This is a genomic window from Paraburkholderia caribensis, assembly GCF_002902945.1.
GTDB classification, from domain to species: Bacteria; Pseudomonadota; Gammaproteobacteria; order Burkholderiales; family Burkholderiaceae; genus Paraburkholderia; species Paraburkholderia caribensis.
This window is the reverse complement of the sequence record NZ_CP026101.1, coordinates 1,730,803-1,755,426: the sequence shown is the minus strand read 5'-3', so window position 1 is coordinate 1,755,426 and position 24,624 is coordinate 1,730,803. Positions and strand designations below refer to the sequence as shown.

Genomic DNA, 24,624 nt, shown 5'->3' with positions numbered 1-24,624 from the left:
GTATCAAAAGGATAGGAAATTTTCCTAAAGCAACACATGAAAAAATATCTGACCGAGGGCCATCACGGCGCAGCTTCCATCCGCTCAGCCGGCCTGCGCCGCACGGTGGCGAAACTGACGCTGGCAGCGGGTGTCGCGCTCGCGACGCTCGGCGCACTGCCAGCGTCCGCCGCACCCGCCGACACGATGATCAAGGCCGTCAAGTTCGACGACGTGAAGGAAGTGAAGAAGCAGCTGGCGAACGGCATGGACCCGAACATGACCGACAACCAGGGCATTCCGCTGCTCGTGATCGCCGCGCGCGAAAAGTCGGACAAGGTGGTCGCCGCCCTCATCGACAATCCGAAGACCAACATCGAGATTCTCGACAAGGCAGGCGAAAACGCGATGATGATGGCCGCGCTGAACGGCGACATCGACATCGTGAAGCAGCTGATCGCCAAAGATGCCGAAGTCAACAAGAAGGGCTGGGCGCCGTTGCACTACGCGGCGGCGAACGGCAACGACGACATCGTCAAGCTGCTGCTCGATCATGACGCGTACATCGACGCCGGTTCGCCGAACGGCACCACGCCGTTGATGATGGCGTCGCGCGGCGGCCATGTGTCGACCGTGAAGCTGCTGCTCGACAGCGGCGCCGACCTCAACGTGAAAAACCAGCTCGGCCTGACCGCGCTCGATTTCGCCAAACAGTACAAGGAGCCCGATGTCGTCGAAGGGCTGACGGCGCGGCTTCAGCAGATGCAGAAACAGGCCCCGCAGGCGCCCCAGTAACGCTGCAAAACAGTGCAAAATAGCAGCTTGGGCGCGGGTCACCACGCGCCTGAATTGCAGCCGGGACGGGTGGCCAAAACCGCGCGGCGAAGACCGCCGGACACCGTCTGGTTCCGGGCTCACACCAGGAAGGAAAAAACATGCTGCGGGTTTTGATTTGCTTCGGCGCGCTCGCTGTGCCGTTGACGGCTGCCGCGTTTACGGGGGGCGATCTCAACAAGCTGTGCACGAAGACCGACGTGGCGTCGCGTAGCGCGTGTGCGGCCTATATCGAAGGCGCTGCCGACGGTGTGTTCAACACGATCGACGCGATCGGCGGGACGACAGGTCCGCGCGTCGGCCAGTATTTCTGCCTGCCGCCCGAAGCGCGCTCGCAACAACTGACGGACGCGGTGCGCAAGTACATCGCCGACAACCCGAACGTGGCGGGCTACAACGCCAGCACGGCCGTCTCGCTGGGGCTCGGCAAGGCATTCCCCTGCAAGTCGGGCAACTGAGCGGCGGCCGCTTTTCGTTTTCGTCGCCAGGTCTGGTTCGTCGCGATTCATCCCGACGCGCGCCGTGCTCGCTGCACCGCGCGCGTTTTCTGCTTTTTTCTACGCAGTCGACGCGTTGTCGGCACCGTTCCAAACCGGTCTTTTGGCCTATGCCGTCCGGCCTCGCACAAATGTGCAACTGATCGGGCGCAACCGCGGTCTTACCAGCACTGAACAATGCGCGCCGGCCACGGCAGACCGGCCGCGCCAACCAGAGCGGAGGGACAGCAACATGGGCCGACTGATCGTCGTGTCGAATCGCGTGGCAACGCCAACGGAGACCAAAGGCTCCGCGGGGGGGCTCGCGGTCGGCGTTTTCGGCGCACTGAAGGACGCGGGCGGCGTGTGGTTCGGGTGGAGCGGAGACGTCGTCAGCGAAACAGTCGCCAACGCCGGGCCGACGCTCGACGTCGACGGCTCCGTGACCTTCGCGACCACGGGCCTCACGCGCAAGGACTACGACCAGTACTACCGCGGCTTTTCGAACGCGACGCTGTGGCCCGTGTTCCACTATCGCAACGACCTCGCGCGCTACGAGCGGGAGGAATACGCGGGCTATCGGCGCGTCAACGCGTGGCTGGCGCACAAGCTCATCAAACTGCTGGAACCGGACGACATCATCTGGGTGCATGACTATCACCTGATCCCGTTCGCCGAGGCGCTGCGATCCGAGGGCGTCAGGAACCGCATCGGTTTCTTCCTGCACATTCCGTTTCCGGCGCCGCAGATTCTGCTGAACATCCCGCCGCACGAAGAACTCGTGAAGTCACTGTGCTGCTATGACCTGCTCGGTTTTCAGACTGACAACGACGAGCTCGCTTTTCACGACTATCTGCGCCGGCACGCACGCGGCACGGTGTCGAGCGATGGCCGCGCCGAAGCGTTTGGCCGGCAATTGCGTACGGGTGTCTATCGGATCGGCGTGTTTCCCGACGAGATCGCCGAACAGGCGAAGCGCTACGAAAGCCGTCAGCATGTACTCGACCTGAAGCAGAGCCTCGAAGGGCGCAAGCTGATCATGAGCGTCGACCGGCTCGATTATTCGAAAGGGCTGGTCGAGCGCTTCCGGGCCTTCGAAGCGTTGCTGGAGCGCTCGCCAGAGTGGCGCGGCAACGTCACGCTCGTGCAGATCGCGCCGCCCACGCGCTCCGACGTCACCACCTACCAGGACATCCGTCAGCAACTGGAGTACGAAGCAGGGCGCATCAACGGAAAGTACTCGGGTCTCGATTACACCCCGATCCGCTATCTGAACCAGCAGTACGACCGCTGGAAACTGATGTCGCTGTTCCGCGAATCGCAGGTCGGGTTCGTCACGCCTCTGCACGACGGGATGAACCTCGTCGCGAAGGAATATGTCGCGGCCCAGAATCCGGACGATCCCGGCGTGCTGGTGCTGTCCATGTTCGCGGGCGCGGCGGCCGAGCTTGAAGGCGCATTGATCGTGAATCCTCATGATTCGCTCGGCATGTGCGACGCATTGCAGCGCGCGCTCTCGATGCCGCTCGACGAGCGCAAGCGGCGCCATGATCTGGATATGCAGGCACTGCGCAAAAACGATCTGGGCGTGTGGCGCGATTCGTTCCTGCGCGATCTGCGCAGCGTCCCCACACCAGCGCCGTTGCCCGATAGCGGCCGCGAAGGGCGGGCGCAGGCAAAGAAGGCGGGACGCGGCTGATGCGGCGCAGGCATCCAATCGAAATCCAGAATAATCCTGTCTTGCCGGCGCCAGGCGTCGGCTCCGCGGAGCATGGATGCTGACGACGCTCGCCATCGCCAACTATCGCTCGCTGCGCGATCTGATCGTGCCGCTTGCGCGCCTGAACGTGATTACAGGCGCGAACGGCAGCGGCAAATCGAGCGTGTATCGGGCGTTGCGGCTGCTGGCCGTGACGGCGCGCGGCGGTGTGATTCCGTCGCTGGCGCGCGAGGGCGGGCTGCAGTCCACGCTATGGGCGGGCCCCGAGCGCTTCTCCCGCGCGATGCTGGCGGGCGACACGCCCGTGCAGGGCACGCGCCGCACAGAGCCCGTCAATCTGCGGCTCGGTTTTGCAGGCGACGAATTCGGCTACGCAATCGATCTCGGTCTGCCCATTCCTGGAGAAACCCAGTTCGGGCTCGATCCCGTTATCAAGCGCGAATGCATCTGGAGCGGTCCCGTGTTGCGTCCGTCGGCGCTGCTGGTCGACCGGCATGGCGCGTCGATCCGCACGCGTGACGACGACGGTGAATGGCAGACTATTCCGCATACCGTCGCCAGTTTCGACAGCATGATGACGGAGTTTTCTGACCCGCGTAGCGCGCCGGAGATGATCGCCGTGCGCGAGCAGATCCGTTCCTGGCGTTTCTACGATCATTTCAGGACGGATGTGGAGTCTCCCGTGCGCCTGCCGCAGATCGGCACGCACACGCCCGTGCTCGGCGACGACGGCGCCGATCTTGCCGCCGCGCTGCAGACGATCCACGAAATCGGCGACGCGGCCGCGCTCGATGCCGCCATTCACGACGCCTTTCCCGGTTCGCGCGTCGTAATCACCAATATCGAGGGGCGCTTCGAGGTGACGATGCAGCAGCAGGGTTTGCTGCGCGCGCTGAAGGGCGCCGAATTGTCCGACGGTACGCTGCGCTACCTGTTGCTCGTCGCGGCGCTGCTCACGCCCAGGCCACCCGCGCTGCTCGTGCTGAACGAGCCGGAAACCAGCCTGCATCCCGATCTGCTGCCGGCGCTCGCGCGGCTGATCGCGCGGGCGTCGCTGCGTTCGCAGGTTATCGTCGTGTCGCATGCGGCGCGGCTCATCGCGGCGCTGGAACGCGAGGACGGCAGCGAATCCGTCGTGCTCGAAAAACAGTTGGGCGCGACCCGCATCGCCGATGCCGAGTCGCGCGATCTGCCTGCGTGGAAGTGGCCCGCCCGCTAGCGCGACGCGAGCGGCCGACAGGGCAAAGCGCTTCGCACAGCGCAGTAACTCGTGAGAAAGGGCAAGAAGGGATTGCCCGAAGCGAGTGTTTCCCGACTGTAACAGCGTAATGCAAATGAAATACCTGCGGCATTCCGGGCGGCACCGGGCAATAATCGTTGCATTGGACACGCGTGGCCCGACGGTAGGGCGCGCGTGTCTTTTTAGGGAAGCCGGAAGCGTGGTTCGAACGTCTTTCGACGCCGCGTACGGATAAACCCGACATTGCGCCACAGCGCGCATGAAATCGCCAAACCGCGTTTGATCGGCTGCCTGCCTGCTGTCATACTCGGTCGCCACTGCTCGCTGCAGCCGCGTTCAAGCGGCCCCTGGAGACACAGATGAGAATTGCGCAGATCGCTCCCTTGACCGAATCCGTGCCGCCGAAGCTCTATGGCGGCACTGAGCGCGTCGTGTCGTACATCACCGAGGCGCTCGTCGACCTGGGCCATGACGTGACGCTCTTCGCCAGCGGGGATTCCGTTACGCGCGCGAAGCTCGAACCCGTGTGGCCGCGCGCGCTGCGGCTCGATCCCGGCATTCGCGACCGCATCGCGCCGCACATGCTGCTGATGGAGCTGGTCCGCCGTCAGGCCGAAGACTTCGACGTGCTCCATTTTCACATGGACTACTACTCGTTTTCGGTGTTCAAGCGGCAGGACACGCCGTTCGTCACGACCTTGCACGGGCGCCTCGACTTGCCCGAGCAGCAGCCGGTGTTCGACACGTTCAACACCGCGCCCGTCATCTCGATCTCGAACTCACAGCGTCATCCGCTGCCGCAGGCGCGCTGGCTCAGCACGGTCTATCACGGCCTGCCGGAAACGCTTTACACGCCACAGCCCGTCGAGCAGAAGTACCTCGCGTTTCTCGGCCGCATTTCGCCCGAAAAGCGCGTCGATACGGCGATCCGCATCGCGGGCCGCTGTGGCATTCCGATCCGCATCGCCGCCAAGGTCGATGCCGCCGACGCCGAGTACTTCGAGCGCGAGATCAAGCCGTTGCTGGATCTGCCGTATGTCGAGTACATCGGCGAGATCGCCGATCATCAGAAGGCCGAGTTTCTGTCCGGCGCGCATGCGCTGCTGTTTCCGATCGACTGGCCGGAGCCGTTCGGCCTGGTGATGATCGAAGCGATGGCGTGCGGCACGCCCGTCATCGCCTTCAATCGCGGCTCGGTGCCCGAGGTGATCGACGACGGCGTGTCCGGCTTCATCGTCGAGGACGAGATCGGCGCGGTGGCTGCCGTCAACCGTCTGCACAAGCTGCCGCGCGCGGGCGTGCGCCAACGCTTCGAAGAGCGCTTCACATCGCACCGGATGGCGCAGCAATACGTGGACGCGTACCAGTCGGTGATCCGCGCGCAGAAGCGTTCGCGCTTCAAGGTGATCGACGGCACCTGAGGCGGGACGGCAGCGCCAGATAAAGAAAGGGCGACGCAATCCGAGAATTGCGTCGCCCTTGGTCATTCACGGCAGTCATTCACCGTGTTCGTCACATCCGTCGCCAATGGAGCAGGGTGGCGTTGCCGCGCGCTCCCATCGACGACGTGCCGGAACCGCAAGGCGGACTCCCGTCCGCGTCCCGTAGCGCTGCATCGACGCCGCCGTGCCGTCAGATCTTGAGCTTCGACACCTTCGTGCCTGCCAGCGACACATCGGCCATCAGGCCGGCGTTTGTCAGGATGAACACTTCGACGGGCGCGGTGGCCGTGGTCGTATCGACGGCGCCGTTCGCGCCCATCTTGACGAGCGCGACGGACGCATCGGCGCCGACCGACCAGCCGTCCGAACTGCGGAATTTGTCGAGCGAGTCCTGCGTCATGAACAGGAAGATGATCGCCTTCGACTGCGCGCCGGCTTGCAAGCCGAACGAGCCGGAGATCGTGCTGTAGTAGCCGACCGTGCTGCCGCCTACGCGCAGCGAGCCTTCGCCGTACTGGCCGCCGACCACGAAGCCGACCTGCAGCACGGACGGGAAAACAAGAATGCCGCGCGCCTTCGAAACCAGCTCGCGCGAGCCGTTGACCGTCGTGTAGAGGCGGGACATGGTGCCGTCGACACTGGCGTCGATCGACTGCCGTTTCGACATGTCCGTAGCGGCAGACTCCCCGCTGCTCTTGGTGGTGGTGCAGCCGGCCAGTGCAAGGGTTCCGAAAGCGAGCGCGGCGGTGCTCTTCAGCATGAAGTTTCGTCTTTGCATCGTTTTTCTCCATCGTGGTTCCGGGGTGCAGCCTCAGTTCACGCGGGTTGCCTGTTTAGTTATATCACACCAACCAGCAATGCAAGGGTTCTGGGGACACCGCGCAAACCCTTGTCTGACGGGCACTCTGCCGATAGTCGGCGATCTGTTGGGTAAATCTGGCCGGTCGGTCGCGCGGGCGGGAAGCCTGTCCGGCTGCTGTCCGGCGCACCCGCGCGAAGACGGCAATGTGCGCCGCCAGTCCCGATTCGAGCTGCTGGCGCTTCGACCGGAAGCAGTCGTATTTACCGTTTCTGCGCTGCCGCGCCTCTCGCTGTAAGCGAACGGAAAGTGTTGCGGGAAAGCAGCAGCGGCCCATCGGACGGGCGCCGCCTGGCGCCCGCCGCCGGCAAACTTTCGGGCCACGCTGTACTGCGCGAGAAGGTAGCTGGAGCGCTAATGATTCGCTGGACTTTTATTGACGGGCGGCCGCCTCAGCGCGCGGCGCACCATGCCGATGATGAAGCCGATCGCGAAGATGGTCGCGGCGGGCACGACCCAATAGCCGACGAACGCATGCCACAGATAACCTGCCAGCGTGCTTTTGCGGACCGCGTACTCGTTGAGCGCATCTTGCTGGCGCGGCGCGTTCGCGCTCAGCACGTCGGCGGGGCAACCGGACGCGCGCGCCATGTCGGGCGTGCCGTGGCAGCGCGCGGCGGCGCCTGCGGCGCGTTGCGCGTCGGTCAGCTGCCAGGTCGTGAGCGCGTTGTTCAGGTCGACCCGGTTATAGGCCATTTCCTCCTGAATCTCGCGCACGGCGACGATCGCCACGGGCACCGCCCAGAAGACGATCACCACCAGCCAGCGACGCAACCAGCGATTCTTGTGTCTCCCAACCATCCTTGCCTCCGTGCGATGCGCTTGCGGCATCAACGACAAGCTGGCGGCCCGTGGGACTTTGTTTTGTGTGGGGCAGGGCCGTCTGTGCCGCCATCATAGAAGAAAACGGCCAGACAAGTGCAGGTGTGATGACGTGAATGCACCGCTTGTGTGCGCCATCTGGCAGGGGCGCATGCGCAACGCTTCAGGTTCGACGCGACTGCGCTGCCGCGCGCCCGCGAAGCCCAAAGAAAAGCGGCGTCCGCAATGGACGCCGCCCGTCGATACCGCCTCTCGCATCCCGCGCCGCGCGAACCCACACACACGACGCGAGGTGAAGCGCAAACGAGGATCTCAGCCCTTGTTGCTCAGACAGGTGCTCATGAACGCCTTGCGCTCGTCGCCTTTCTTGTCGGCCGCCTGCTTGTTGCACATCTTCATCTTGTCCTGCTGCGTCATCGGTCCCGACGCGGCCGCCGCCGGCTTCGCCGACAGGCAGGTCTGCATGAACGCCTTGCGTTCGTCTCCCTTCTTGTCGCCTGCCTGCTTGTTGCAGTCCGTCATCTTCGATTGCTGGCTGTTCGCGGCGAAAGCGGGCGACGCGAGCAGACCCGTCAGGGCGAGGGCAGCGAGAGCGGCTTGGATCTTCATGGGACACTCCATCACGGGTTGTGAATGTTGTTGGTTATCGTGCGACGGGCATCGAGCCAGGGCGGACAGCCGCGGGCCGATAGCTTTCGCTGTGATCGCCGTCACCATGGCGATGCATGGTGCTGTCAGAACGAGCGGACAGTGCAAACGGTTGACGCATGCCGCACTCAGACTGCACAGGTCTTTCCCTAAGATCGCTTACCCTGAACGCGTGAACCGTTATGCTCGAGTCGTTGCCGTCATCGCCATTTAGGAGCTTTCGCTATGCACTATCTGCTGATCTACGATGTGTCGTCGGATTATCTTGAGCGTCGCGCGGAGTTTCGCGGCGCGCATCTGAAGCTCGCATGGGCAGCCGCCGAACGGGGCGAACTGCATCTCGCCGGCGCGCTCGCCGATCCCGTCGATATGGCCGTGCTGCTCTTCGAAGGCGATTCGCCTGCCGTCGCCGAATCGTTCGCGCAAGCCGATCCGTACGTGCTCAACGGTCTGGTCACGAAATGGCGCGTGCGGCCGTGGACCACGGTGGTCGGCGAGCGCGCAGCGACGCCTGTTCGCTGAGCCGTCGATCGACGCGACCCATCCACGCCATCCCACGTCTTGTTCGTTTCATGCAGCGGCCACTATGCATCACAAATAAATAACGCCGCTGCACACGCGCACCTTATGCGTCGCACATCAATGCGAATGTAACTGCGTCAATTCTGTTGTGCGCAATCCACGCGCGCATCCGTTTGTCATGACGGCGGCGCGAGCATGGACACGCTGCATCGCGCTGTTCGCGCATCGTACGAAACGTTGCAACCGGCGGCATTTCTGTGACAGCCAGGAACTAAACGACGCAGCAAAAAGGACAAGATTGTTTCTATCCGTAACACTTGTCTCAGTCATATTCAGACAAACCCTAGGAATGGTATGCTTCGTGCACAAATTCTCCCATGCACGAGTGAGACCACGTTTTGTGCGTCGTCCCGGTGAATCAGCGCACTATCGATGTGCTTTTTTCCATCCCGGCGCACGAACGTATAAGCATATTGTGCAACCGCGGACCCGACACGAACCGCCAAAATGAAGTTCGTGCGAGCCCAACGCCGCAGCCAGGCCAGGCTGCGTGGAGAACTCCATGTTTTTCGATGAGCTAAGCAATGACGAATGGGCGCAAATATCCGCGCTTGTTTCCGACGAGCCAGCCGTCCGCCTGAACCGACGCGGACGGCCCCGCGCCGAACCCCGAATCGTGGCCAATGCCGTTCTGTGGATCCTGACGACGGGTGAGCCGTGGTCGAAGCTTCCTGGCCGCTATCCGTCAGGCCCTACGTGCCGGCGCCGCTTCGAGGAGTGGCAAGCCGACGGCACACTGGCAGAAGTGATCCGTCTGTTGACGCTGAATGGACGCACGTTCGCGTACATTCCCGAGCCGACGCCGCCCGCTGCGCCGAAGCCCGCGCCTGTGGTCGAAGCGCAGAAGCCGCGCGACGAACTCGCGCGCGGCGTGTTCTGGAAAAGTCCGGAGACGTGGCAAGCGTCGTCTGCTGAGTCGGGCGTGCCGGGCGGCGCGCCGTCCGGCTGGCATGCGCTCGCGCCGATGGCCGACATCACGCGCCAGCTCGTGGGCTCGGCGGCCGTCGAAACGGGCTTCGTCGAGGCACCGCGCGCCAATGTCGTTAGCGCGGCGAGTGCGCTCGAAGCCGGCGTCGTCTTCGGCGACGCGCAGCGCATCGATGTGCAAGCACCGATGCAGGCGCACGCTGCCAATGCCGACTCGCCTGTCACGCCGGTGCAAGCCGGCGCGCACGGCGACGACGCGTCCACCGCGAACGCTTCGGCGGATACCGCGGCGGACAGCCAGCACACGCCGCTGTGGATGAGCCTCACGGCGCCGCGCGGCCTGGAAGTCGCCGACCGCCAGGGCTACACGATTTACGTCGAGGCGGAGCAGGTGACCAACGATGCATTCCGCGCATGGGCCGAGATCATGAAGGACGGCAAACGCGTCGAGCGTTCCGGCCTGATCGGCCCGCGCTTCGCCGATGTCGACGAAGCGCATCGTTTTGCGCTCGACTGGGCGCGGCAATGGATCGACCGCGAATGCCGTACGCGCGAGGCAGCGGCGGGACTGCACGCGCATCCGTCGAACGTGGGTATGCACACGCCGAAGGCCGCGGTGCGGCCAGTCACGCGCGCCATGCCCGAACTCACGCCGACGCCGGCACTCGCCGCGGCGAACGTTGCCGCTGCAACGGGCAATCCGCATTTGCCGCAGCATCTGAATCCGCGTCTGATGCCGTTGCGCCGCTATCCGTCCGATGTCGCCAAGGACAAAACGGGCGAACGCTACCCGTTGCCGTCGAATCTGCTTTCGCACGCAGGATGATGACGATGGCGTAGTCGCGCCATCGTTTTCTCAAGAACTGGAACCGGTCACCTGGGCAGACGCGCAGCGGTCAGGCGCGTCGTTGCCGTCTCGTCGTTCATTGCCGTGACTCGATGCCGTGCTTCACGCATCGCGCGCTTCACCCTGGCCGTTTCTATCTGAGCTACAGCAGCATGTAGCAGCAGAGAAGGGCGCATTCATGCTGCGTCCGTCTCTGCTGCGTTCGTTCGGGACTTGCGTTTATCGGCGGCCGTATGTGTCGTCGAAGCGCACGATGTCGTCTTCGCCGAGATACGATCCCGATTGCACCTCAATGATCTCGAGCGGCATCTTGCCCGGATTCTCGAGACGATGCGTGACGCCGAGCGGGATGTACGCCGATTCGTTCTCCGACACGATGAAGCGCTCTTCGCCGCGCGTGACGAGCGCCGTGCCGCGCACGACGATCCAGTGTTCGGCGCGATGATGATGCATCTGCAGCGACAGTTGCGCGCCCGGCTTCACGACGATGCGCTTGACCTGGAAGCGCTCGCCCGTGTCGACGGAATCGTAGTGGCCCCACGGCCGATGCACTTTGCGATGGTTCACGGCTTGCGCGCCATGGGCTTCGCGGATGCGGGCCACCACCTTCTTCACGTCCTGCACGCGGCGCTTGTCGGCGACGAGAATCGCGTCGTCGGTTTCGACGACGACGAGATCCTGCGTTCCGACGCAGGCGATCAGGCGGCCTTCGGAATGCGCGAAGGTCGATCCGGCGCCTTCGAACATCACGTTGCCGCGGCCGACGTTGTCGTCGCCGTCTTTCGGCAGGATGTCCCAGATCGCGTCCCACGAGCCGACATCGGACCAGCCGGCGTCGAGCGGCACGACGACGCCCGTGCACACCGACGTGTCGCCGCCGAGACGTTCCATCACGGCGTAGTCGATCGAATTGGACGGGCACGCGCCGAATGCGTCGCGCTGCACGCGGAAGAAATCGCCGTCGGTGGTGCCTTGCGCATGCGCAGCTTCGCAGGCTTCGTAAATGGCAGGCTGGAAGTGGCGCACGGCCTTGATCCACGTCGACGCGCGCAGAATGAAGATGCCGCTGTTCCACCAATACTCTTTCGAGTCGACATAGCGCTGCGCGAGTTCGACATGCGGCTTTTCGACGAAGCGGTCGAGCTGATGGGCGTCGATCACGCGCTCGCTCGCCGTTTCGACGGCGGGCAGTGAAGCACCGATACGAATGTAGCCGTAGCCCGTTTCGGCGCGCGACGGCACGATGCCCATCGTCACGATCTGGCCGTTCGACGCGTGCTGCACGCCCGCCGCGACGGCGGCGTGAAAACCTTCCGTGTCCGTCACGGCGTGGTCGGCGGGCATCACGACCATGATGCCGTCCTGATCCTGCGCGAGCACCGAAAGCGCCGCGATGGTCAATGCCGGTGCCGTGTCGCGCGCGCAGGGCTCGAGAATCAGGCGGCTCTGTTTGCCGCTCACGCGCAATTGCTCGGCCGTCGTGAAGCGATGTTCTTCGTTGCAGACAACAACCAGTTGCTCGGCAACGGGATAACCGGCATCGAGTCCGTCGAGCCGTTGCGTCGTCGATTGCAGCAGCGAGTCTGCGCCCAGCAGACCGATCAGCTGTTTCGGATGCTGTTCGCGCGACATTGGCCACAGCCGTGTTCCCGAACCGCCGGCCAGTATCACGGGATGAACCTTGAGCTTGACGTTGAGCCGGGTTTGATTCGCCTGTCGATTGTCGACGTCTGACGCCGTAGCAGTCATGGTGATAACTCCTCGAAGCGGGATGAATGCCTGAGTTTTTATCACGTCGTAATGCGTCAATAAATCGGCATTGAATTTCTGCCGAATAATTCCAATGCAAAATGGCAGTCATGCATTAACGAATAATTTCGCAATGCCGGAAAAATAGAAAATAAATCAGGTAAAAATTGACACGACACAATTCGCAGACCCGGAACGCGCGTGCTGATCGACCCGCGGGCAGCATGGTCTGACACCACAGCGGAAAAAAAGCCCAGCAAAAGCGGGACAAACGGCGCGAAGTGCGGTGCGAATCCGCATAATTCGGCAACAATTACCGAATAAAAGCGAAAAAAATATCGTAAATCGTGCCGATACATTTTGAGATTTTTTGCCGCCTTGCGGCCGGAATTTTAATGCCGCTTTATCTAGGCTTGTACAAGGGTATTCACTCACCGGCGCAATTCATCCGTATTCCCGTCGCAACGCAAACCGAAATGCGATCCAATGCGAGGTGATTTGCTTTTCTGCGTTGCTTTCCATTGGCAAGGCGCAAAGCCGGTTGACGAACCACCCGGTAATCCGCCGCGCGAATCACGCAGCGCACTTTTCAACGGACCGTGGATAGAACTTGATCGAACTGACAGACAAGGCGAGGGGCAGCAGATGCTGAGCGTTCTATCGAGAATCATCGACATCGGCATGGTCGCGCTCGGCGCGCTGATCGCGGCCGCGCTGCACGCGGGGCATTTCGTTTGGCTCGACGACATGCAAAGCGTGTCGCTGGCGTTCGACTGCCTGCTGGTGATCCTGTTCTTTCCGGCCCTCGGCATTTATCAGTCGTGGCGCGGCAAGCCGCTGTACGACCTGCTGTGGCGCGTGTCGATGGGCTGGCTGATGGTCGAGGTGACGGGCATCCTGATGAGCTTCAGCCTGCACCGCTCGGACATGCTGTCGCGCCTGTGGCTGGCGTACTGGGCCGGCGCCAGCGTGGTGCTGCTGATCGTCACGAAGGCGCTCGTGCACGCCGTGCTGCGCGGGCTGCGGCGCGAGGGCTTCAACCAGAAGAAGGTGGCCATCGTCGGCGGTGCACCGTACGGCAAGTTTCTGATCGAGCAGATGCGCAGCCGTCCCGAAGCCGGCTTCAGCCCCGTGCTCGTCTATGACGAGGACGACAACCGCAGCCACTACGAAGACATCGACGAACCGGAAACGATCGAAGGCGTGCCCGTGCGGCGCGACTACGCGGCGATGATCGACGAGATGCGCCGCCGGTCGGTGCGCGAGTTGTGGATGGCGCTGCCGATGTCGAAAGAGAAGGTCATCCATCGCTTCGTGATGGAGTTTCGCAACGACTTCGTGAACATCCGCTTCATCCCGGATGTGCGCAGCCTGACGCTCCTCAACCAGCCGATGGTCGACCTGCTCGGCGTGCCCGCGATCAATCTCGCCGCGTCGCCGATCACCGACCTGCGCGTGCTGCCCAAGCGGATTTTCGACCGGCTGTTCGCGCTCGCCGCGCTGACGGCGCTCGCGCCGCTGCTGCTCGCGATCGCCGTGGCCGTGAAGCTTTCGTCGCCGGGACCGGTGTTTTTCCGGCAGCGGCGCAAGGGCATCGACGGCCGCGAGTTCGAGATCTTCAAGTTCCGCTCGATGAAACTCCACAAGGAGGAGGCGGGCAAGATCACCCAGGCCACGCGCCGCGATCCGCGCATCACGCCTGTCGGCGCGTTCCTGCGCCGCACGAGCCTCGACGAACTGCCGCAGTTCATCAACGTGCTGCGCGGGGAAATGTCGGTGGTCGGCCCGCGTCCGCATGCACTCGAACACGACGACATCTACAAGGATCTGGTGAAGGGCTACATGCACCGCTACCGGATCAAGCCCGGCATCACCGGCTGGGCGCAGATCAACGGCTATCGCGGCGAAACCGACCGCATCGAAAAGATGATGGGCCGCGTGAAGCTCGATCTGTACTACATGCAGCACTGGAGCTTCTGGCTCGACATCAAGATCGTGGGCCTGACCTTCTGGAAAGGCTTCGTGGGCAGCAACGCGTACTGACGCGCGTGGGGTCCATCGGATAGAACGCCGCGCGTTCTCCATTCACTGAACCATTCAATCTCCGAGGTGTAATTCATGAACCTGACGATCGTTGGAACCGGATACGTTGGCCTCGTCACGGGTGCCTGTCTGGCAGACATCGGGCACGACGTATTCTGCCTCGACGTCGATCAGCGCAAGATCGACGTGCTGAACAACGGCGGCGTGCCGATCCATGAGCCGGGTCTGCTGGAGATCATCGCGCGCAACCGCAAGGCGGGGCGCCTGACGTTTTCGACGGATATCGAAGCGGCCGTCGCGCATGGCGACATCCAGTTCATCGCCGTCGGCACGCCGCCCGACGAAGACGGTTCGGCCGACCTGCAATACGTGCTGGCGGCAGCGCGCAATATCGGCCGCCATATGAAGGGCTTCAAGGTGATCGTCGACAAGTCGACGGTGCCCGTCGGCACCGCGCGCCGCGTTGCGCAGGCCGTGCAGGACGAACTGAACCAGCGCGGCCTGAAGCAGATGTTCTCGGTCGTGTCGAACCCGGAGTTCCTGAAAGAAGGGGCCGCCGTCGACGACTTCACGCGCCCGGACCGGATCATTCTCGGTTGCGACGAGGACGTGCCCGGCGAAAAGGCGCGCGAACTGATGAAGCGTCTGTATGCGCCGTTCAACCGCAATCACGAACGCACGCTGTATATGGACGTGCGTTCCGCCGAGTTCACGAAATACGCAGCCAACGCGATGCTCGCGACACGCATCTCGTTCATGAACGACCTCGCCAATCTCGCCGACCGCGTGGGCGCCGATATCGAAGCGGTGCGTCGCGGCATGGGTTCCGACCCGCGCATCGGTTACGACTTCCTGTACGCGGGCTGCGGCTATGGCGGCTCGTGCTTCCCGAAGGACGTGCAGGCGCTGATCCGCACGGGCAGCGAGATGGGCCACAACCTGCGCATTCTCGAAGCCGTCGAAGCCGTCAACGAAACGCAGAAGAAGATCCTCGCGCACAAGATCGTCGCACGTTTGGGCGAGGACCTGTCGGACCGTACGTTCGCCGTCTGGGGTCTTGCGTTCAAGCCGAATACCGACGACATGCGCGAAGCGCCGAGCCGCGCGCTGATCGCCGAACTGCTGGCGCGCGGCGCGAAGGTCGTGGCCTATGACCCCGTCGCCGTCGACGAATCGAAGCGCGTGTTCGCGCTCGACCTGAAAGACAAGCCGCAACAGCTCGCCCGCCTCGCGTTCGCGGATGAAGAAATGCAGGCGGCTCAGCAGGCCGACGCGCTGGTGATCCTCACCGAATGGAAGGTCTTCAAGAGCCCGGATTTCGACAGCCTCAAGACGCTGTTGAAAACGCCGTTGATTTTCGACGGCCGCAATCTGTACGAACCGGACACGATGCGCGAACTGGGCATCGAGTACCACGCGATCGGCCGTCAGCCTGCGCAATCCGAAGCCGCTGTCGCTTCGCTTGCCACGGCTTCCACGGCTGCTGTGCTGTAACCCCTGGCGTCATCGACTGCAAAGAGGCCGCCCCATGTTCGCGAACGTCCTGATCGTCTGCCACGCCAACGTGTGCCGCTCGCCCGCCGCCGAGCGACTGTTCAAGTCGCGTCAGGACACGCGCGGCGCGCAGCCCATCGCGTTTCGTTCGGCGGGCCTGCGTGCGATCGACGGCTACGGCATGGACCCCGTCATGCGGCGTCTGCTCGAAGAACGCGGCGTGGAAAGTGGCGCGCATCGCGCGCGGCGGCTCGACGGCAAGCTCGTGCGCGATGCCGACCTGATCCTCGTCACCGAACAGCGGCAAGTGAAGGACGTGGAGGCGCTCGATCCCACGTCGCGCGGCAAGGTCTATGCGCTCGGCAAGTGGGACAAGTGGGGAAGCGCCGACGTCGTCGATCCGCATGGACGCGACGAAGGCGCGTATCGCGACAGCCTCGCGCACATGGAACACCTCGTCATGGGATGGCTGGACAAAATATGCTGAAACGAAACATCACGTTATCTATTGTGCTGACGACTTTTCTGTCGGCGTGCGCGACCGCGCCGGGGAATTACCTCGACACGTCGCGTCTGAAGGAAGACTCGCAGAACAAGCCGGCCGAAACGTACCCGGTCACGCTGATCGATGCCCAGGTGATCCAGAAGCAGCAGGCGCAGACGGCGGACGCCATTGCGAAGCAGGTGCTGCCGCCGCCCGGTCCGTTCGCCGATCCGACGCAGTATGTCTATCGCGTCGCGCCGCAGGACATTCTCGGCATCACCGTCTGGGACCACCCGGAACTGACCACGCCGAACGGCAGCACGCTCTCTTCGGGCGGCAACACCACGCAGTCGATCGGCGGCGCGTTGCAGCAGCCTTACACGCAGGCGTTGCCGGGCCAGGCCGATCCGTACGGGCAGACGGTCGCGCCCGACGGCACGATCTATTTCCCGTTCGTCGGGCGCATCCGCGCGTCGGGCCGCACCACGGCGCAGATCCGCGACGAACTCGCCAGGAAGCTCGTGCCGTACATCCGCGATCCGCAGGTCGACGTGCGCGTGCTGTCGTACCGGAGCCAGAAGGTCCAGGTGACGGGCGACGTGAAGACGCCGGGGCCGCTTGCGCTGTCCGACGTGCCGCTCACGCTGGTCGATGCGATCACCCGGTCGGGCGGTTCGACCGACAGCGCCGATCTGCAGCGCGTGCGCCTCACGCGCAAGGGCAAGCTCTATGTGCTCGACGCGAACCGCATGCTCGACAAGGGCGATACCACGCAGAACGTGATGCTCGAACCCGGCGACATCGTCAACGTGCCGGACCGCAGCGACACGCGCATCTTCGTGATGGGCGAAGTGAAGACGCCGATTCCCGTGCCGATGAACAAGGGCGAACTGACGATCGCCGATGCGCTCACGCAGGCGGGCGGCATTCTCGACACCGACGCGAACCCGCGCCAGATCTTCGTGATGCGCGGCATGAAGGACAAGCCGACCACGCCCGACGTGTATCGCCTCGACATGACGCAGCCCGACGCGATCATGCTGTCGTCGCAATTCCAGTTGCAGCCGATGGACGTGGTGTACGTGGGCACGGCCGCCTCGACGACCTTCAACCGCGTGTTGCAGCAGGTCCTGCCGACGGTGCAGACGCTGTTCTACCTGAAGCAGCTGACGCGCTGATGTCCTGACGTCTCATTGCTTTGCAATGCCTGAACCGCTGCCGGCATCCCGGCGCTTCGCATCCGGAACACGAACGGATGCAACGCACCGGATGCCGCCGGCGACCCGACCCGGGTCAACCCTGAGCACTCAAGCGAGTATCCAAGTGAGCACTCAAGCCAATCCCCATCTGGCCATCCAGGCCAGAACCGAAGAAGAGGACGTGGTCCTCGGCCAACTGCTGCAGGTGATCATCGACGACATCTGGTGGCTGATCGGCATCGCCGCGACCATCGTTGCGATTGCCGGCTTCTACTGCTATGTCGCGAAGCCCGTGTATTCGGCCGATGCGCACGTGCGCGTGGAAACGTCGGACAACACCTCGCAGGCGCTCACGCAGACGCAAACGGGTGCGACCATCTCGACGGGCCAGTCGACGATCCCCACCGACGCCGAGATCGAAATGATCAAGAGCCGCGGCGTGGTTGCGCCCGTGGTTCACGACATGAAGCTGAACTTCTCGATCGCGCCGAAGACCATCCCCGTGCTCGGCAGCCTCGCTGCGCGTCTTGCGACGCCGGGCCAGCCCGCGAAGCCGTGGCTCGGCCTCGGCTCGTACGCGTGGGGCGGCGAAGTGGCCGACGTCGATTCGCTCGACGTCGCCCCCGCGCTCGAAGGTCAGAAGCTGATCCTCACCGCGCTCGACAACCAGCGCTACACGCTGATGACGCCCGACGGCCAGTTGCTGTTGCGCGGCCAGGCAGGCCAGCCCGCCCAGGGCGGCGGCGTCACGATGCTGGTCAACAAACTCGTCGCGCGGCCCGGCACGCAGTTCACGGTGATGCGCGCGAACGACCTCGACGCGATCGCCGCGTTCCAGTCGGCCATCAACGTGCAGGAGCAGGGCAAGCAGACGGGCGTGATCTCGATCTCGCTCGAAGACCAGAACCCCGAGCACGCGGCCGCCGTCGCCAACGCGCTCGCGCAGTCGTATCTGCTGGAGCACATCCGCACCAAGCAGGCCGACGCGAGCCGGATGCTCGACTTCCTGAAAAGTGAAGAGCCGCGCCTGAAGTCCGATCTCGAACGCGCGGAAGCGGCGTTGACGGCGTATCAGAGCAAGAGCGGCTCGATCAACGCGAGCGACGAAGCGAAGGTCTATCTGGAAGGCAGCGTGCAGTACGAGCAGCAGATCTCGGCCTTGCGCCTGCAGATTTCGCAGCTCGAACAGCGCTACGGCGACGATCACCCGATGATCAAGGCCGCGCAGCAGCAGATGGCCGAACTCCAGGCGCAGCGCACCAAATACGCGGACCGTTTCCGCGATCTGCCTGCCACCGAAGTCAAGGCCGTGCAGTTGCAGCGCGACGCGAAGGTCGCGGAAGACATCTACGTGCTGCTGCTCAACCGCGTGCAGGAACTGTCCGTGCAGAAAGCGGGTACGGGCGGCAACGTGCATATCGTCGACGCCGCGCTGCGCCCCGGTTCGCCCATCAAGCCGAAGAAGGCGCTGATCCTGTCGGCGGCAACGATACTCGGGCTGATCGTCGGCACGGGTTTCGTGTTCCTGCGCCGCAATATGTTCAAGGGCATCGACGACCCCGAAACGGTCGAGCGCACCTTCCATCTGCCCGTCTACGGCCTCGTGCCGCTGTCGGCCGAACAGGCGCTGCTGGAGAGCGCCGCGGTGCGCGGCGGCACGCGCCAGCGCGCGGTGCTCGCCAACGCGAAGCCGAAGGACGTGTGTATCGAAAGCCTGCGCAGCCTGCGCACGTCGATGCAGTTCACGCTGCAGGACGCGCGCAACCACATCGTGATGTTCACGGGGCCGCTGCCGGGCGTCGGCAAGAGCTTCCTGACGATCAACCTCGCCGTGCTGCTCGCGCATTCGGGCAAGCGGGTGCTGATGATCGACGGCGACATGCGGCGCGGCGCGCTCGAAAAGCATCTGGGCGGCTCGCAGGACAACGGTCTGTCGGAACTGCTGAGCGGCCAGATTTCGCTGGACGATGCGCTGCGTGCAACGGAAATCGACAACCTGTCGTTCATCTCGTGCGGACGCCGTCCGCCGAACCCTTCCGAACTGCTGATGTCGCCGCGCCTGCCGCAATACCTCGAAGGGCTGGCCAAGCGTTACGACGTGATCCTGATCGACACGCCGCCCGTGCTGGCCGTGACCGACGCGTCGATCATCGGCGGCTATGCGGGCTCGACGTTCTTCGTGGTGCGCTCGGGCATGCACAGCGAAGGCGAGATCGCCGACGCCTTGAAGCGCCTGCATTCGGCGGGCGTGCACGTGCAGGGCGCGATTTTCAACGCGATGCCGCCGCGTGCGCGCGGCAACTACGACCGCAGCTACGCGGCCGTGCAGGAATACCTGAGCACCTGATGCGCGCGCCGGCCTTGCCCGCGCGGCGAGGCCACGCGCCATCGACCAAGCCACGGAGAGTACAGGATGAAGATAACGGTACTGGTGCCGACCTTTCGCCGCCCGCAAGATCTCGCGCGCTGTCTCGCGGCCTTGCAGAAGCAGGAGCGCGTGCCCGACGAAGTCGTGGTGGTCGCGCGTCCCGATGATGAAGCGACCCACGCATGCCTCGCCGATCCCCTCGTGGTCGGCGCGTTGCCGCTGAACGTCGCGGCCGTCGAAGTGCCGGGCCAGGTGGCCGCGCTCAATCGCGGCCTGGATGCCGCGACGGGCGACGTGATCGCGATCACCGACGACGACGCCGCGCCGCACGCCGACTGGGTGCGCCGCATCGGCGCCGCGTTCGAGAGCGATCCGCGTCTGGGCGCGCTCGGCGGCCGCGACTGGGTGCATCAGAAGGGCGGCGTGCTCGACGGCTCGCGCTTTCTGGTCGGCAAGATGATGAAGTCGGGCAAGATCATCGGCAATCATCACCTCGGCGTCGGCGAAGCGCGCGAGGTCGATCTGCTCAAGGGCGCTAACATGAGCTACCGGCGCGACGCGGTGCGCTCGATCCGCTTCGACGGCCGTTTGCGCGGCGCGGGCGCGCAGGTGCACAACGACATGGCCTTCAGCATGAGCGTGAAGAACGCGGGCTGGAAGCTGGTCTACGACCCGCGCGTCGCCGTCGATCATTACCCCGCCGAACGCTTCGACGAGGACCGCCGCGATGCGCAGTCGCTGACGGCGGTGCGCAATGCCGCTTATAACCTGCATCTGATCTTGCGCGAGCAGTTGCCCGCAGGGCAGCGCGAAATTGCGTGGTGGTGGTATGCCCTCGTGGGCACGCGTGTCTATCCGGGCGCGGTGCATGCGATGCTCGCGCTGACGTCGAAAGGCGCGCGCACCAAGCTCGCGCGCTGGCGCGCCGTGCGCACGGGCGCTCGCGAAGCGCGTCGCGCGTTCGCGCAGCAGCGTGGCACGGGCACGGGGGTGCACGCATGACGACGAAGGTCCACGTACACCTGTTTTACGGCGCTGATCCGCGCTTCTATCGCCCGGGCGAGAACATCGGCTGCCTGTATGGCTATCACCATGCCGAGTCCGACGAATTCCAGTTGAGTTATTCGCAGGACGCGAAGGAGAGCAAGCCGGTGCGCCTCGTGCGCCGTGCGTTGAAGACGCTGCTCGGTTTCGACCTGATTCACACGCTGCGTAATCGCGATGAGATGCTGCGCTCGGACGTCATCTGGACGCATACGGAGCAGGAATGGCTGTCGGCCGCGCTGATGCTGCTGATGAACGGCAAGCGCCAAACGCAACCGCTGTTGCTCGCGCAAAGCGTGTGGCTGATCGACAAGTGGCCGAACTATGGGCTGCTGCGCCGCTGGTTCTATCGGAAGCTGATTGCGCGTGCCGATCTCCTGACGACGCTCGCGCGCGACAACGCCGAACTGTGCCGCGAGTATTTCGGCCGCGACGCGACGCAGCTTTTCTACGGGCTGAACACGCGCGATTTCCCCGTGCAGCAGCCGAAGGCATGGCAACCGGATACGCCACTGCGCATCGCGGCCATCGGCAACGATCGCGACCGCGACTGGGAGACGCTGATCAAGGCCGTCGGCAACGATCCGCGCTTCGCCGTGCGGCTCGCGACGCGCCGGCGCATCCCGCGTGCGCTGCGCTCGCTGAACGTGCAGGTCGCGCCCGCCGCGGGCCTGAAAAAACAGCGTGAACTGTACGACTGGGCCGACGTGGTCGTCGTGCCGCTGCGACCGAATACGCATGCCTCCGGGATCACGGTGATGCTGGAAGCCGCCGCCGTCGGCAAGCCGATGGTGGTGACGAACGTTGGCGGCTTGCAGGATTATTTTTCGGCCCGCGCGGCGGCGTATGTGCCGCCGTTCGACGCCGACGCGCTGCGCGAGGCGCTGCTTGGCCTCATCGCGTCGCCGGACAAAGCGCTGCAACAGGCGCAGGCAGCATCGATGCAGCTCGTGTCGCGCGATCACACGACCCAGCACTATGCGCAGCAGCACGTGAAGCTCACGCGCGATTTGCTGCGCCGGCAAGCGCAGCACGCGCATCCCGCGCAGCAGACGAACGCCGGTGGAAACACGCGCGTGCCGTCGCAGAGCCGGGGAGGGATGTAAGCGATGTCCTCCATTGCACGAGCCGGGATGGACAGCGCCGCGCGCGCCGTCAAGAGCATGAAGGGCGAAAGGCGCCAGAAGAGCGAGTGGCTGCCGCCCGCATTGCTGTGGCTCGTCACGGTCATGTTGATCGTCGCGCATCAGGGCACGGTGCTGACGCTCGCGTTCCCGGTGCTGTCGATCGCCGTGGGTTTCTGGCTGTACTTCAAGGCGCCCGCGAAGTACGTCGGCTACATGTGGTGGCTGTGGTTCCTGAGCCCGGAAGTGCGGCGTCTCGCCGACTGGTCCAAAGGCGCGTTCACGCCGACCAGCCTGATCCAGGTCGCGCCCCTCGCCGTGACGATGATCAGCGGGCTGTCGCTGATCCGCTTCTACCCCGTGCTCGCGCAACGGCGCGGTCTGCCCGTCCTGCTGGCGCTGGCAGGGCTTGCGTATGCCTTCATGATCGGCGTCGTCTCCAGCGGCCCGCTGGCGGCCCTGTACGACCTCGCGAACTGGGTCTATCCGATCCTGATCGGCTTTCACATCATGGCGCACTCGCGCCAGTACCCGGAGTTCCGCGAGACCATCATCAATACTTTCATCTGGGGCATGCTGCTGATGGGCGGCTACGGCCTCGTGCAATTCTTCGTCATGCCGCAGTGGGACGCGCTGTGGATGCTCGGCTCGCAGATGAACTCGCAGGGCGACCCGGTGCCGTTCGGCGTGCGCGTATTCAGCACGATGAATTCATCGGGTCCGTTCGCGCTCGCGATGATGGGCGCAATGGTCTACGTGATGGCCGCGAACCATCGCGTGCGCTGGGTGGCGGGCGCGCTCGGCTTCCTGTCTTTTTGTCTCTCACTGGTGCGCTCGACGTGGGGCGGCTGGGTCATCGCGATGCTGATCCAGCTCGCCAAGTCGAACAACAAGGTGCGTATCCGGATCGTCGCGAGCGCGGTGCTGCTGGTTGGCCTGTGCGTGCCGCTGCTCGCCATCGGCCCGGTCGCCGAGCGGATGCAGGCGCGCCTCGACACGATCGTCAATCTGCACGACGACCAGAGCTACGCCGCGCGTAACGAGTTCTACGCGACCTTCGCGAAAACCGCGTTCACCGACGTGACGGGCGAAGGGCTGGGCGCGACGGGCACCTCGACCAAGCTGTCGAACGACGGCGGCCAGCTCGGCCAGTACGGCAACTTCGACAGCGGCGTGATGAACATTCCGTTCGTGCTCGGCTGGCCGGGCACGCTGCTGTACATGTCGGGCGTGATCTGGCTGCTGCTGCGCGCGCTGCGCGCCTCGTTCAAGCTGCGCGACGACAAATTCGCCTCGGCTTCGCTGTCGCTCGCGCTGGCGATCTTCGCGATGCTCGTCTTCACCAATTCGCTCGTCGGCACGGGCGGCCTGCTGCTCTTCATGGGCGTGTTTTCGATTATTTCCGCGGCGCACTGGCAGAAGCTGAACCGGCGCCGCCAATCATTCTTTCCTGGAGGCCACTGATTGAGAGTCGCCATCGTCACGCACGTAGTGCGTCATAACGACGGGCAGGGCCGCGTCAATCACGAGATCGCGCGCGCGGCGCTCGACGAGAACATCGAGGTCACGCTGGTCGCCTCGCATGTCGCGCCCGAACTGCTCGAACATCCGCTGGTGCGCTGGGCGCCCGTGAAAATCGGCCGCTTCTGGCCGACCAATCTGTTGCGCCAGCAGGTGTTCGCGTTGAAGAGCGCGTGGTGGCTGCGCAAGCACCGCGCCGAATACGACGTGCTGCACGTCAACGGCTTCATCACGTGGATGCCTGCCGACGTAAACACCGCGCACTTCGTCCATAGCGGCTGGTTCAACAGCAAGTATTACCCGTTCGGTTTGAGCAAGGGGCTGTGGTCCGCGTACCAGTTCGTCTATACGCGCGTGAATGCCGTGCTGGAAGGCTGGGCATACCGGCGCTCGCGCGTGATCACGGCCGTGTCGCAGAAGGTCGCAACGGAGATTGCCGCGATCGGTCTCACGCCGCGCAACCGGCTCGACGTGATCTACAACGGCGTCGATACACAGGGCTTCGCCGCCGCGCAGGGCGACCGCACGCGCTTCAAGTTGCCCGAGGACAAATTCCTGCTGCTGTTCGTCGGCGATCTGCGCACGCCGCGCAAGAACCTCGGCACGGTGCTCAAGGCATTGAAGCATCTGCCCGAGCACGTGCATATGGCGGTGGCGGGTTATCTGCCGGGCAGTCCGTATCCGGAAGAGGCGAAAGCGCTCGGCATCGCGGATCGCGTGCATTTTCTCGGTCTCGTCAAGGAGATGCCCGTGCTGATGCATTCCGTCGATGCGTACGTGTTTCCGTCGCGCTACGAGGCGATGAGCCTGTCGCTGCTCGAAGCGATGGCGGCGGGCCTGCCGGTGGTGACGGCGCACACGGCTGGCGGGGCGGAGATCATCACGCCCGAATGCGGCATCGTGCTCGACGATCCCGACGATCCGCAGGCGCTCGCGCAAGCCGTGGGACGTCTCGCATCGGATGACGCGCAACGGCTCGCGATGGGCCGCGCGGCCAACGAACTCGCAACGGGCTTCGGCTGGGCGCGCATGGCGCAGCAGTACATCGCGCTGTACCGGCAGATTGCGGGGCAGCGCGAAGACCGCCGCCGCACCAAGAACCTCAATGACAACGACGCCGAAGCGCTGGCGCCGAATGTGCTCGCGGGCCCGCAACGCGCGGATCGCGCGTGACGCGCACCGCTCGATGCGCACATCGACAACGACAAGGAAAGCACACACC

Annotated in this window: 20 protein-coding genes; 16 read left to right on the top strand and 4 right to left on the bottom strand. The window is 64.2% G+C overall.

Going from position 1 to position 24,624, the window contains the following annotated elements; all coding sequences use genetic code 11:
• Positions 1-36: 36 nt before the first annotated feature.
• From C2L66_RS07785 to C2L66_RS07765, 5 genes are all read left to right on the top strand, one after another.
• Positions 37-774 carry an ankyrin repeat domain-containing protein gene (locus tag C2L66_RS07785; RefSeq protein ID WP_060600873.1) on the top strand — a complete coding sequence of 246 codons (738 nt, stop codon included), beginning with the start codon at positions 37-39 and terminating at the stop codon, positions 772-774.
• Between the two features lie 140 nt (positions 775-914).
• The gene (locus C2L66_RS07780) at positions 915-1,271 is read left to right on the top strand and encodes a Rap1a/Tai family immunity protein (protein ID WP_036005290.1); all 357 of its coding nucleotides are present in this window, start codon (positions 915-917) and stop codon (positions 1,269-1,271) included.
• A gap of 271 nt (positions 1,272-1,542) precedes the next feature.
• Positions 1,543-2,988 carry an alpha,alpha-trehalose-phosphate synthase (UDP-forming) gene (gene otsA / locus C2L66_RS07775; protein ID WP_060600876.1) on the top strand — a complete coding sequence of 482 codons (1,446 nt, stop codon included), beginning with the start codon at positions 1,543-1,545 and terminating at the stop codon, positions 2,986-2,988.
• Positions 2,989-3,064: 76 nt separating this feature from the next.
• Entirely contained in the window at positions 3,065-4,228 is a 1,164-nt protein-coding gene (locus C2L66_RS07770) for an AAA family ATPase (RefSeq protein ID WP_060600879.1), read from the top strand.
• A gap of 380 nt (positions 4,229-4,608) precedes the next feature.
• A complete protein-coding gene (locus C2L66_RS07765; protein ID WP_054930490.1) occupies positions 4,609-5,670 on the top strand; it encodes a glycosyltransferase family 4 protein in 1,062 nt (353 codons plus the stop codon).
• A 211-nt stretch (positions 5,671-5,881) separates the two neighbouring features.
• On the opposite strand, the gene C2L66_RS07760 is transcribed toward C2L66_RS07765, so the two are convergent.
• The 3 genes from C2L66_RS07760 to C2L66_RS07750 form a co-directional block, all read right to left on the bottom strand.
• The gene (locus C2L66_RS07760; RefSeq protein WP_054930491.1) at positions 5,882-6,469 is read right to left on the bottom strand and encodes a BPSL1445 family SYLF domain-containing lipoprotein; all 588 of its coding nucleotides are present in this window, start codon (positions 6,467-6,469) and stop codon (positions 5,882-5,884) included.
• A 435-nt stretch (positions 6,470-6,904) separates the two neighbouring features.
• Positions 6,905-7,351, bottom strand: a complete 447-nt coding sequence (locus C2L66_RS07755) for a hypothetical protein (protein WP_054930492.1) — start codon at positions 7,349-7,351, stop codon at positions 6,905-6,907.
• 333 nt (positions 7,352-7,684) lie between these two features.
• On the bottom strand, positions 7,685-7,981 hold the full coding sequence (locus C2L66_RS07750) for a PsiF family protein (protein ID WP_054930493.1): 297 nt from the start codon (positions 7,979-7,981) through the stop codon (positions 7,685-7,687).
• 264 nt (positions 7,982-8,245) lie between these two features.
• Here C2L66_RS07750 and C2L66_RS07745 point away from each other — a divergent pair, with 264 nt between their 5' ends.
• Positions 8,246-8,542, top strand: a complete 297-nt coding sequence (locus C2L66_RS07745) for a YciI-like protein (RefSeq protein WP_060600882.1) — start codon at positions 8,246-8,248, stop codon at positions 8,540-8,542.
• A gap of 562 nt (positions 8,543-9,104) precedes the next feature.
• Positions 9,105-10,355, top strand: a complete 1,251-nt coding sequence (locus C2L66_RS42340; protein ID WP_060600885.1) for a DUF6566 family protein — start codon at positions 9,105-9,107, stop codon at positions 10,353-10,355.
• Positions 10,356-10,595: 240 nt separating this feature from the next.
• On the opposite strand, the gene C2L66_RS07735 is transcribed toward C2L66_RS42340, so the two are convergent.
• The gene (locus tag C2L66_RS07735; RefSeq protein ID WP_060600888.1) at positions 10,596-12,125 is read right to left on the bottom strand and encodes a mannose-1-phosphate guanylyltransferase/mannose-6-phosphate isomerase; all 1,530 of its coding nucleotides are present in this window, start codon (positions 12,123-12,125) and stop codon (positions 10,596-10,598) included.
• Between the two features lie 645 nt (positions 12,126-12,770).
• Between C2L66_RS07735 and C2L66_RS07730 the strand changes: the two genes are divergently transcribed.
• The 9 genes from C2L66_RS07730 (at position 12,771) to C2L66_RS07690 (ending at position 24,575) form a co-directional block, all read left to right on the top strand.
• Positions 12,771-14,168: an undecaprenyl-phosphate glucose phosphotransferase gene (locus C2L66_RS07730; RefSeq protein WP_054930497.1), complete on the top strand. Its 1,398-nt coding sequence runs from the start codon at positions 12,771-12,773 to the stop codon at positions 14,166-14,168.
• A 75-nt stretch (positions 14,169-14,243) separates the two neighbouring features.
• Positions 14,244-15,662 carry a UDP-glucose dehydrogenase family protein gene (locus tag C2L66_RS07725; RefSeq protein ID WP_060600891.1) on the top strand — a complete coding sequence of 473 codons (1,419 nt, stop codon included), beginning with the start codon at positions 14,244-14,246 and terminating at the stop codon, positions 15,660-15,662.
• A 34-nt stretch (positions 15,663-15,696) separates the two neighbouring features.
• A complete protein-coding gene (locus C2L66_RS07720) occupies positions 15,697-16,149 on the top strand; it encodes a low molecular weight protein-tyrosine-phosphatase (RefSeq protein ID WP_054930499.1) in 453 nt (150 codons plus the stop codon).
• On the top strand, positions 16,143-17,324 hold the full coding sequence (locus C2L66_RS07715; protein WP_060600894.1) for a polysaccharide biosynthesis/export family protein: 1,182 nt from the start codon (positions 16,143-16,145) through the stop codon (positions 17,322-17,324). The genes C2L66_RS07720 and C2L66_RS07715 overlap by 7 nt, the downstream gene beginning before the upstream one ends.
• 91 nt (positions 17,325-17,415) lie before the next feature.
• Entirely contained in the window at positions 17,416-19,692 is a 2,277-nt protein-coding gene (locus C2L66_RS07710) for a polysaccharide biosynthesis tyrosine autokinase (RefSeq protein ID WP_374727110.1), read from the top strand.
• A 66-nt stretch (positions 19,693-19,758) separates the two neighbouring features.
• On the top strand, positions 19,759-20,715 hold the full coding sequence (locus tag C2L66_RS07705) for a glycosyltransferase family 2 protein (protein ID WP_060600897.1): 957 nt from the start codon (positions 19,759-19,761) through the stop codon (positions 20,713-20,715).
• Positions 20,712-21,863, top strand: a complete 1,152-nt coding sequence (locus C2L66_RS07700; RefSeq protein ID WP_054930502.1) for a glycosyltransferase family 4 protein — start codon at positions 20,712-20,714, stop codon at positions 21,861-21,863. The genes C2L66_RS07705 and C2L66_RS07700 overlap by 4 nt, the downstream gene beginning before the upstream one ends.
• Positions 21,864-21,890: 27 nt before the next feature.
• Positions 21,891-23,345, top strand: a complete 1,455-nt coding sequence (locus tag C2L66_RS07695; protein WP_374727113.1) for a glucose-6-phosphate isomerase — start codon at positions 21,891-21,893, stop codon at positions 23,343-23,345.
• Entirely contained in the window at positions 23,346-24,575 is a 1,230-nt protein-coding gene (locus tag C2L66_RS07690) for a glycosyltransferase family 4 protein (RefSeq protein WP_060600903.1), read from the top strand.
• The last annotated feature ends 49 nt before the right edge of the window (positions 24,576-24,624 follow it).